This is a genomic window from Arthrobacter sp. 35/47, from assembly GCF_000520475.1.
GTDB classification, from domain to species: domain Bacteria; phylum Actinomycetota; class Actinomycetes; order Actinomycetales; family Micrococcaceae; genus Arthrobacter_D; species Arthrobacter_D subterraneus.
The window spans coordinates 30504-40452 of record NZ_KI914583.1; the positions used below are offsets into that span (position 1 = coordinate 30504).

At 66.0% G+C, this 9949-nt stretch carries 12 protein-coding genes; 10 read left to right on the plus strand and 2 right to left on the minus strand.

Translation table 11 applies throughout. From position 1 onward, the window contains the following. The 3 genes from X803_RS0102570 to X803_RS17345 form a co-directional block, all read left to right on the plus strand. The coding region (locus X803_RS0102570) for a hypothetical protein (RefSeq protein WP_216699021.1) at positions 1-223 on the plus strand (223 nt) is incomplete at its 5' end. Between the two features lie 85 nt (positions 224-308). Further along, the gene (locus X803_RS0102575; protein WP_026543904.1) at positions 309-1991 is read left to right on the plus strand and encodes an ATP-binding cassette domain-containing protein; all 1683 of its coding nucleotides are present in this window, start codon (positions 309-311) and stop codon (positions 1989-1991) included. A gap of 92 nt (positions 1992-2083) precedes the next feature. Continuing rightward, positions 2084-3262 carry an MFS transporter gene (locus X803_RS17345; RefSeq protein WP_051470397.1) on the plus strand — a complete coding sequence of 393 codons (1179 nt, stop codon included), beginning with the start codon at positions 2084-2086 and terminating at the stop codon, positions 3260-3262. An 87-nt stretch (positions 3263-3349) separates the two neighbouring features. On the opposite strand, the gene X803_RS17350 is transcribed toward X803_RS17345, so the two are convergent. Then, positions 3350-3874: a hypothetical protein gene (locus X803_RS17350; protein ID WP_051470379.1), complete on the minus strand. Its 525-nt coding sequence runs from the start codon at positions 3872-3874 to the stop codon at positions 3350-3352. A 318-nt stretch (positions 3875-4192) separates the two neighbouring features. Here X803_RS17350 and X803_RS0102590 point away from each other — a divergent pair, with 318 nt between their 5' ends. The 5 genes from X803_RS0102590 to X803_RS0102610 are packed head-to-tail and all read left to right on the plus strand — an operon-like array spanning position 4193 to position 8152. Then, complete coding sequence (locus X803_RS0102590) at positions 4193-5179, plus strand: daunorubicin resistance protein DrrA family ABC transporter ATP-binding protein (protein ID WP_026543905.1); 987 nt, start codon at positions 4193-4195, stop codon at positions 5177-5179. Continuing rightward, entirely contained in the window at positions 5176-6009 is an 834-nt protein-coding gene (locus X803_RS0102595; protein ID WP_035777640.1) for an ABC transporter permease, read from the plus strand. The genes X803_RS0102590 and X803_RS0102595 overlap by 4 nt, the downstream gene beginning before the upstream one ends. A 60-nt stretch (positions 6010-6069) precedes the next feature. Continuing rightward, positions 6070-6816: an ABC transporter ATP-binding protein gene (locus X803_RS0102600; RefSeq protein ID WP_026543907.1), complete on the plus strand. Its 747-nt coding sequence runs from the start codon at positions 6070-6072 to the stop codon at positions 6814-6816. Continuing rightward, positions 6813-7568, plus strand: coding sequence for an ABC transporter permease (locus X803_RS0102605; RefSeq protein WP_026543908.1), 756 nt, complete (start codon positions 6813-6815; stop codon positions 7566-7568). Before X803_RS0102600 ends, X803_RS0102605 begins: the two co-directional genes overlap by 4 nt. Beyond that, positions 7565-8152: a TetR/AcrR family transcriptional regulator gene (locus X803_RS0102610; protein WP_026543909.1), complete on the plus strand. Its 588-nt coding sequence runs from the start codon at positions 7565-7567 to the stop codon at positions 8150-8152. The genes X803_RS0102605 and X803_RS0102610 overlap by 4 nt, the downstream gene beginning before the upstream one ends. On the opposite strand, the gene X803_RS22490 is transcribed toward X803_RS0102610, so the two are convergent. After that, entirely contained in the window at positions 8149-8433 is a 285-nt protein-coding gene (locus tag X803_RS22490) for a hypothetical protein (RefSeq protein ID WP_051470380.1), read from the minus strand. The two genes, X803_RS0102610 and X803_RS22490, sit on opposite strands and share 4 nt — an antisense overlap. On the opposite strand from X803_RS22490, the gene X803_RS17355 reads away from it, so the two are divergent. Then, positions 8411-9364, plus strand: a complete 954-nt coding sequence (locus X803_RS17355; RefSeq protein ID WP_216699022.1) for a YncE family protein — start codon at positions 8411-8413, stop codon at positions 9362-9364. The genes X803_RS22490 and X803_RS17355 overlap by 23 nt on opposite strands. Positions 9365-9499: 135 nt before the next feature. Next, positions 9500-9949: ABC transporter ATP-binding protein (locus X803_RS17360; RefSeq protein ID WP_035777643.1), on the plus strand; the 450-nt coding region annotated here is incomplete at its 3' end.

The following is a 9949-nucleotide window of genomic DNA, read 5'->3' on the forward strand; positions in this document are numbered from 1 at the left end:
TCGAGCCGCCGTGAATCTCGACCGCACCGTCGACGTGGACCAGATTCAGTTGGTCAACGTTGAAGGCGATGTCCTCAGTGATATCGACGTGGACGTGGAAAACAACAACGTGCTGAACGGTCTCACCGTCCAGGCATTGAATGAGAACGACATCGATGTACAGGATGTCGTCGACGTGAACATCGTCGACAACGTTCTGGTTGTTGTGGTGGACGCTCTCTAAACGGAGTGCTTCAGCAGGGCCGTCCCTCACGGGGCGGCCCTGCTTCAGTTAACGGTGAATTCCGCACGGGTGAAAGACTGGACCCGTGGCACACCTTGACGTTTCCAACATCGACTACTTCCTCTCCGACGGCCGGCAGTTGCTCAACGGCGTCACCTTCAAGGTGGGAGAGGGCCACAAGACTGCCCTGATCGGACCGAACGGCACCGGCAAGACCACCCTCCTGCGCATTGTTGCCGGGGACATCACCGCCGATGAGGGCGCTGTCACCCGCTCCGGGTCCATGGGCATCATGCGCCAGTTCGTGGGTCAGGTCCGCGACGACACCACCGTCCGCGACCTCCTGGTCTCCGCAGCTCCGCCCGCGCTCGCCGCAGCTGCCAAACGCATCGACGACGCCGAGCTCGCCATGATGGAGCACGACGACGAACCCACCCAGATGCGCTACGCCCAGGCGATTGCCGATTGGGGAGACGCCGGCGGGTATGAACATGAAACCATCTGGGATGAAGTGACGATGGCGGCGCTCGGGCTGCTGTATGAGCGCGCGCAATACCGGGCGGCGTCGTCATTGTCCGGCGGTGAACAGAAGCGGCTGGTGCTCGAGGCGCTGTTCGCCGGACCGGATGACCTCCTTCTCCTCGACGAGCCGGACAACTACCTCGACGTACCCGGGAAGCGCTGGCTCGAGGCGAAGCTCAACGAGTCCGGCAAGTCAGTACTCTTTGTCAGCCACGACCGGGAGCTGCTCAACAACGCAGCCACCCGCATCGTGACCCTGGAACCGGGCGCACTCGGAGCCTCCAGCTGGGTACACGGCGGCGGGTTCGGCACCTACCTGCAGGCTCGAAGTGACCGGAATGCGCGGTTCGAGGAACTGCGGCGGCGCTGGGACGAGGAGCACATCAAGCTCAAAGAGCTCGTGAACATGTACAAGAACAAGGCGGCGTTCCGCTCGGACATGGCGAACCGCTACCACGCTGCCCAGACGCGGCTGGCGAAATTCCTGGAGGCCGGGCCGCCGGAGGCGATCCCGATCGAGCAGAACGTCACCATGCGGCTCAAGGGCGGGCGCACCGCCAAGCGTGCCGTGGTGGCGCAGAAGCTTGAGCTCACCGGCCTGATGAAGCCGTTCAGTACCGAGATCTGGTTCGGGGATCGGGTAGGGGTGCTCGGCTCGAACGGATCCGGGAAGTCGCACTTCCTCCGGCTGCTTGCCGCAGGCGGCACGGACCCGGAGAAGGAGCATGAGCCGGTGTCAGAGGTGAGCATTGCGCCGGTGCCGCACACCGGCGTCGTCAAGCTCGGGGCGCGCATCCGGCCCGGGTTCTTTGCCCAGACTCACGTTCGCCCCGATCTGCTGGGCCGGAGCCTGCTCGACATCCTGCACCGCGGGGACGATCACCGGTCCGGTCTGGGGCGTGAAGCGGCGTCCGCCGTGCTGGACCGCTACGGCCTTGCCGGCCAGTCGGAGCAGCTCTACGATTCCCTGTCCGGTGGCCAGCAGGCACGCCTGCAGATCCTGCTGCTGGAACTCTCCGGCGCTACCCTGCTGCTCCTCGACGAGCCCACCGACAACCTCGACCTCCATTCCGCCGAGGCGCTGGAACGTGCAATCGACGCCTTCGAGGGCACGGTGCTCGCGGTGACCCATGACCGCTGGTTTGCGCGGAGCTTCGACCGGTTCCTGGTGTTCGGCGAGGACGGGAAAGTGTACGAGTCCGAGACTCCGGTGTGGGACGAGGGTCGGGTTCAGCGCTCCCGCTAGGGCCGTAACGTTCCTCACACTGCCCCCCGGCGGTGGACCCGCCGGGCCGGTCCGCATACGGTTTACAGGTGCAAACCAACCTCAATCCGGCCATGTGGGCAACCTTCGCAATTTTCGGGCTCAATGGGCTGGTCTTCGCCAGTTGGGCGGCCCGCATCCCGTCGGCGTCGGACGTCCTGGGTTTGAGCGATGGGCAGACAGGCACGCTGCTCCTGGTGGCCGCCATCGGCTCGATGATTTCCCTGCCGCTGTCCGGCGGGGTCGCGGCTCGGATCGGCACCGCGAATGCCGTGCGGGTGGGCGGAATTCTCTCGACTATTGCCGCGTCAACCATAGCCAGTGGGCTGGTTGCCGAATCGGTGATCCTTACGGCGGCCGGCCTGTTTATTTTCGGTCTCGGAATCGGACTGTGGGACGTGGCGCAGAACCTGGAAGGCGCCGACGTCGAACGCCGGCTCATGCGCACCATCATGCCGAAGTTCCACGCCGCCTTCAGCGGCGGCGCGTTCCTGGGCGCGGTGGCCGGCGCGGGTCTCGCGGCGACCGGGATTGCCCTGTCCACGCACCTGTTCGGCGTCGCGGTTTTGGTACTGGCCATTTCGCTGTGGATTCCGCGCTACTTCCTGCCCGAAATCCCTCATGCGCACCAGCACGACGACGACGCCTCCCCCCGACGCAACGGCCTCGCCGCCTGGAAGGAGCCACGCACGCTCCTGATCGGGCTGGTGGTACTGGGAGCGGCGCTGACGGAGGGCGCAGCAAATGACTGGGTGGCGAAGGCAACTGTCGACGGGCTCGGTGCCAGCGAGGCTGTGGGCGCCCTGATGTTCGGTGTGTTCGTCGCCTCGATGACGCTTTTCCGTTTTGTGGGCGGCGGGTTCATCGACCGGTTCGGACGGGTCCGCGTGCTGCAGGTGAGCCTCGCGTCGTCGCTGGTTGGCCTGCTGCTCTTCGTTTTCGCGCCCAACGTGCTGCTTGCCGGGGCCGGCGCGGTGCTGTGGGGGACCGGTGCTGCCCTCGGTTTCCCGATGGGCATGTCCGCCGCCGCCGATGAGCCGCGGTTCGCGGCCGCCCGCGTGTCGGTGGTTTCGACCATCGGATACATGGCGTTCCTCGCCGGCCCGCCACTGCTCGGATTCCTCGGCGATCAGGTGGGGATCCGCAACGCACTGCTCGCCGTCGGCGTGGCGGTCCTGGCATCCTTCCTCGTGGCGCCGGCCGCAGCAGAACGCCCGGCGAGCGAACCGGAAGGCTCGCGCATTCCGTCCTGACGCCGTCGTCGTCTGTTCAGACTGGACAGGGAAGAGACGACGACGGGCGGACAGTCCGTGGAGCTGCCCGCCTCGTGGTTGATGAAGTCAGTGCCGTCCGGAGCGTCCCGGATCCGCGTCGTCCCGGTGATCGGGGCCGTCCGAGTGGACCCTGTCGTCCCGGTACTCCGCGTCGTTCCGGGTTTCAGTGTCGTCCCTGCGGTTGTGGTCCCGGTGCTCGCCGTCGTTCCCGCGGTTGTGGTCCCGGTGTGAGCGGTCGTCCGTGACCTCAGGGTCGATTTCGTCCGCCTGGCGGGCGCGCTCGTCGGTCTCGCGGCGCAGTCCCTGTGCATCGGCCTGGCGCTGTTCCGCTTCCTGGCGCTTCCGCTCGGCGTCCACTTCGGCCTGCTGGGCCTCAGCCGATGCGCGGGTTGCGTGTGCCTCGCGCTCGCGTGCCTCAAGATCCTTTGCGTGCGCTTCCTCCCGGATCTGGTTCGCGCGCTCGTGGTCCTCACGCCGCTTTTCCTGAACATGGGCCTGTTGGCGCTTGCGTCCCAGAAAAATAATCAAACCGATGATGAGCAGGACCACAATGATCCCGATGATGACCCAGGTCAACGTCGTTGCATCCATTGCCTCCACCTTCCTGAAGAGGGGCTCGCATGTCTCTGCATGGCGAGCGGCACCCGAAATACGGGCGTCTCTAGTAACTCTCGACCTGCGCATGAAGGTCGTCAAGGGCTGCCGTGCGCACGGCGGGCTATTTGGGTCAACGGCGGAGAGATACTCCTTGAGGAGGACGCGGGAAGGGCGGCGCGGTGACTAGGCTCGGATCTTGCCCAGTTCCTGTGGCATGGAGTGCCGGTGTCCTCCGAAGCGCCGTCGAGGTAGCGGACTGAACCTGTCCGCGATCCCCTTCATCCGAAATCCCCCCAAACCTAGGGTTTACCCATGACAATCATTCAGGCCGAAGGTCTGAAGAAGACGTACACCTCTAAAAGCGGCCCCGTGCATGCGCTCGCCGGCCTCAACCTGTCCGTGCCCCAGGGAACCGTGAAGGCCCTGCTCGGTCCCAACGGAGCGGGCAAGACGACGGCGGTCAAGGTGCTCACCACGCTCATCAGGCCCGATGAGGGTACGGCGCACATCGACGGGATCGACGTGCTCCACAACCCCAAGGCGGCACGGCGCATCATCGGGGCGTCCGGCCAGTACGCCGCGGTCGATGAGAACCTGACCGGGTTCGAGAACCTCGAGATGGTGGGCAGGCTCTATCACCTCGGTGCCCGCACCGCGCGGAAACGGGCCCAGGAACTGATTGAACAGTTCGAGCTGACCGAGGCCGGCAACCGTCCCGTCAAGGGATTCTCCGGCGGTATGAGACGCCGCATCGACCTTGCCGGCGCACTGGTGATCAACCCCAAGATCCTGTTCCTCGACGAGCCCACCACCGGGTTGGACCCGCGCAGCCGGCTGGCCCTGTGGGAAATCATTACGCAACTGGTGAATGACGGCACCACGCTGCTTCTCACCACGCAGTACCTGGAGGAGGCCGATCACCTCTCCGATGACATTGCGGTGATCGACGGCGGAAAGGTCATCGCCGAGGGCACGTCCGATCAGCTGAAGGCGCAGATCGGCGGCCACCGGGTAGTCGTCACGCTGGTGAACGAGGCCGACGCCGGAGCGGCGCGAGAGATCCTTGCACGCCATGGTGACGGTACTCCCGCCGTGAACGACCGCACCGTGGAGGTGTCCGTCGTCGAAGGCCCGCGCGCACTGCAGTACGTGCTCTCGGACCTCGGCGAGGCGGGCATCGAGCTGCATGACGCCGGGATGCGCAGGCCCACCCTGGATGATGTCTTCCTCAAGCTCACCGGCCACAAAGCCGAAGACGAGACCAGCACCGACAGCACTGAAATGGAGACAGCGAAATGACCGCGGTCAGTCAACCCGCCTTCGAGAGCGTGGGTTCACCGCTCGCCCAGTTCGTTTCGGACGGCTGGATCGCCACCCGCCGCAACCTGATCAAGATCAAACGCGTGCCGGAGATCCTGGTCTTCACCATCCTTCAACCCATCATGTTTGTCCTCCTGTTCAGCCAGGTGTACGCCGGCGCCATGAACGTGCCTGACTACGTGAACTTCCTGATGGCCGGCATCTTTGCGCAGACGGTCATCTTCGGCTCAACGTTCTCCGGAGCCGCCATGGCACAGGACCTCAAGGACGGGATCATCGACCGCTTCCGTACGCTGCCCATGAGTCCGGCGGCGGTGCTGATCGGACGCACCAACGGCGACCTGGTCATCAACAGCATCTCCATGCTGATCATGATGGGAACCGGCTGGGTGGTCGGGTGGCGCGTAACGACGTCGTTCTGGGGTTTTCTCGGCGGAGTCGGTGTCCTCCTACTGTTCTCCTACTCGTTCAGCTGGGTGATGGCCCTGCTCGGAATGAGCGTGCGCAGCCCGGAGGTCATCAACAACGCGTCCTTCATGATCCTGTTCCCGCTGACCTTCATCTCGAACGCCTTTGTCCCGATCCACACCATGCCCGAGGTACTGAAGAACATCGCGGAGTGGAACCCGGTGTCCGCGCTGGTGGAATCCGCGCGGCTCCTGTTCGGTAACACCAACCCGGAATTCCCCGAGCCAACCGCCTGGACGCTGCAGAACCCGATCGTCACCGTGATCATCGGGATCGTGGTGATGCTGGTGATTTTCGTGCCGCTCGCGGTCAGGAAGTTTGCGTCCGTCAGTTCCCGTTGACCGGTTGTTCCCACGGATCTACCCTTAATTCACCAACTGGTGAATTAGCGGGAGGCGGTCATGACCGCACAGCGGGCCGCGGAACCGGACGCGGTGGAAGTATCCGGCCTCATGATCAACCGCGGACGGCACCGGGTCCTCACGGACCTCAGCTTCACCCTTCCCTCCGGGCGGATCACCGGCCTCCTGGGGCCGTCAGGAAGCGGAAAAACCACTCTCATGCGCGCCATAGTGGGCGCACAGAGGATCGGTGGCGGGTCCGTCGTCGTACTGGGCAGGGCGGCGGGCCACCCCTCGCTGCGCCGCCGGGTGGGATACATGACGCAGGATCCGAGCGTGTACCCGGACCTGACGGTCGAAGCGAACGTCCGCTACTTCGGTGCGATGGCGGGCGCCGACGGAAGGGATGCGCAGGCGGCCGTTGACGCCGTCGGGCTTTCTGACCTGCGGCGGCGCAAGGCGCGCGACCTCTCCGGAGGGCAGTTCAGCCGCGTCTCCCTCGCCTGCGCCCTCGTGGCGCGGCCGGTGCTGCTGGTGCTCGATGAACCGACCGTGGGCCTGGACCCGGTGCTCCGGGTGGACCTCTGGAACCGCTTCGCGGCACTCGCAGCCGAGGGAACCACGCTGATCATCTCCAGCCACGTGATGGAGGAGGCGGGCAGATGTGATTCCCTGCTGCTGCTTCGCGAAGGCCGCCTGCTCGCGCAGCTTACTCCGCAGGAACTACGACGGCGCGGCGCCACTGATGACCTGGAACTCGCCTTCCTGCGCCTCATCCAGGCTCAGAACGCTGAGGTGGCGTCATGAACGCGGCCATGCTGGTGGCCACCTGCGGGAGGGTTCTGCGCCAGCTCCGAAGCGATCCGCGCAGCATCGCCCTGATCCTGGTGGTTCCGGCGCTGCTGCTGGCCGTTGTCTACTTCCTGTACGAGAACGAGACGCTGCCGCCCGGAGCCCCGCGGACGTTCGACCGGGTGGGGCTCATGATGCTGGCCATCTTCCCGTTCGTGGTGATGTTCCTGGTCACCTCGATCACCATGCTCCGCGAACGGACCTCCGGCACCCTTGAGCGCCTGCTGACCACACCGATCCACAAGGCTGACCTGTTGTTCGGATACGCGCTGGCCTTCTCACTCATGGCGGCGCTACAGGCCTGCGTGGCCACGGCGATCGCCTACTGGACCTTTGACCTCGCCATTGAGGGCAGCCCGGGACTGGTGGTGATGGTCGCGGTCGTCAATGCGGTCCTCGGGGTTGCCCTGGGCCTGCTGTGCTCGGCCTTTGCGCGTACCGAGTTCCAGGCTGTGCAGTTCATGCCGGTGGTGGTGGTCCCGCAGATCCTGCTCTGTGGACTCTTTGTGGCGCGGGACGACATGAACGAGATCCTCGAGGCTGTGTCCGGTGTTCTGCCGCTGACGTATTCGGTCGATGCACTGTTCGAGATCGCGGGGAACTCCGAACCTTCGGCCCAGCTCTGGTCGGACATCGCGGTGATCGGCGCGGTCATTGTCGCGGTGCTGCTGCTGGCCTCACTGACTCTCCGGCGCCGGACCTCGTGAGCAGGGCGCTGCGCGGCCGGAGGGCCGGCTCCGGGGATACCCGCGCCCACATCATTGCGACGGCGCGCGGAATGTTCGCCGAGCACGGTTTCGACGGCGCCAGCCTCCGGGGGGTCGCCCGTGCTGCCGGTGTGGATCCGGCGCTCATTCACCACTACTTCGACAGCAAGGACGAGCTCTTCGCCGCCTGCATAGAACTGCCGGCCGATCCCGCCCAGGTGCTCGCCGGCGTCGTACGCTGTCCCGTTCCGGAGCGCGGTGAAGAGCTGGTGCGGACCCTGCTGGCGCTGTGGGAGTCGCCCGCGCAGCCGGCGCTGTTGGCGCTGCTGCGTGGGGCCGTGGGGTCGCGGACCCAGGCGGCCCTCATGCGCGAGGTCCTCGGCCGGCGGATTTTTGCGCTGATCACCACGGGGATGACGGAGGAGGACGCGCGGCTCCGGGCCTCGCTCGCCGCCAGCCAGGTCATGGGCATGGTGATGGCCCGGTACGTTCTGCGGCTTGAGCCGCTTGCTTCGGCGAACCGGGAGGAGGTTGTCCGGCTGGTTGCGCCGACTGTCCAGCGTTATCTGGACGGCCCGCTCTAACCGGGGGGCGACAATGGATGCATGCTCCGCCGCGCCGCCGTCGTTTCCTTCCTGCTGCTCCTGACAGCCTGTACGGCGGTGCCCGGTCCTTCCCCTTCCCCTTCTTCCTCTTCTTCCTCTTCGACGGCGGCCGCGCCTTCTCCGGTGCGCTCTGGGTCTCCCGCCCCTGCCGTGCCCACACCTTCCTCGGCGCCGTCGCCCTCTGCTGCGGCCTCGCCTTCTCCGTCCTCGAAGTCCCTTGTCCTGGCCACGGACGCGGTGGGGGACAGCTTGCTGGTCATCGATCCCGCTGCTGCCGGGAACCCTGTGGAGGACAGGATCCCGGTCGGGGCGGCGCCCTGGGACGTATATGTCGTGGACGGCCGGGCCTTCGTCTCCACGGCGGAAGGTGTGGCGGTAGTGGACCTGGATGACCGCCGTCGTACTGCCCTGATTCCCTATGCCAACCCGGCGGGCGGAATCGGCTACGGCGAGTACCGGGCGGGCGGCACCGGGATCGTTGCCAGCGCCGACGGGGCGACCGTCTACGTCGCTGTGCTTCGGGCTGACGGCACGTCGGTCCTGGAGAAAATGGACGTTGCCGGGGGCCGGACGGTCGGAACCGTCGAGGTGGGGCTGCGGCCCTTCGACCTGCTGTTGTCCGCTGACGGCTCCGAGGTCTATACGATCGACCACGATTCCTTCTCGGTCCACGTGGTCAACCCCGCGACCCTCGCAGCCCGGCGGATCGAAGTGGCACCCTTCGGCACCCACGGCGGCCTCGCCTCCTGGGAAAAGCCGCATTACGGCGCAGTGGACGACGCCGGCAACCTCCTCCTGCCCTATCAGGGACTGGCGCTCGCCGTCGTTGACCCTGTTCGGGGGACTGTGACTGTGGAGGAGATGACGGCGAACTCGCACCAGCACGGAACGGTGCTCGCCGGAGATCGTCTGCTGGTGGTGGGAACCGGGGCTTTCGGCAATGCCACCGGCTCCCCGAACCTCACGGTCCGCGACCTGGGGTCAGGCGCGGAGGAGGTGGTGCCGCTGAACCGGCTGCATGAGAACGTGATCCCGTGGATTCACCCGGAGACGGGCAGGCTGTACGCCCTGCTCTCGGGTGGCTACACGCGGGACGGATTCTGGCCCGGCATCACCGTGGTGGATCTGGAGACCTTCGAGCAGCACGAACTGGAAGTCCCCGGCCGGCCGCAGGCGCTCGCCGCCACCTAGATCGGAAGAGGGGCGGAGGTCATCCTTTCGACGGACCCTGAAGTGCGCGAAGATCATCCCGCGGGTCGGCGCCGCGCAGCCCGGAACTCCGTAGGGTGGAAGTACTCCGCATCCCCTTTCCCCAAGGACGCCCCCATGATTGAGGCAGTAGACCTGTCCAAACGCTATGGCGCCAAAACCGCCGTAGACGGAATCTCGTTCACCGTGAAACCGGGCCGCGTCACCGGCTTCCTGGGACCCAACGGTGCGGGCAAGTCCACCACCATGCGCATGATCGTCGGCCTCGACAATCCCTCTGGCGGTGACGTGCGGGTCAACGGCAAGCATTACGCCCAGCATTCGGCCCCCCTGCGCGAGGTGGGAGCCCTTCTCGACGCGAAGGCCGTCCACACCAAACGCTCCGCGTACAACCACCTGCGCGCGATGGCCGCCACGCACGGCATCCCCAACAGCCGCGTGAGGGAAGTCATCGAGATGACGGGCCTCGGGCCGGTTGCAAAGAAGCGGGTCGGCGGTTTCTCCCTCGGCATGGGACAGCGGCTCGGCATCGCCTGCGCGCTGCTCGGTGATCCGCACACCGTCATC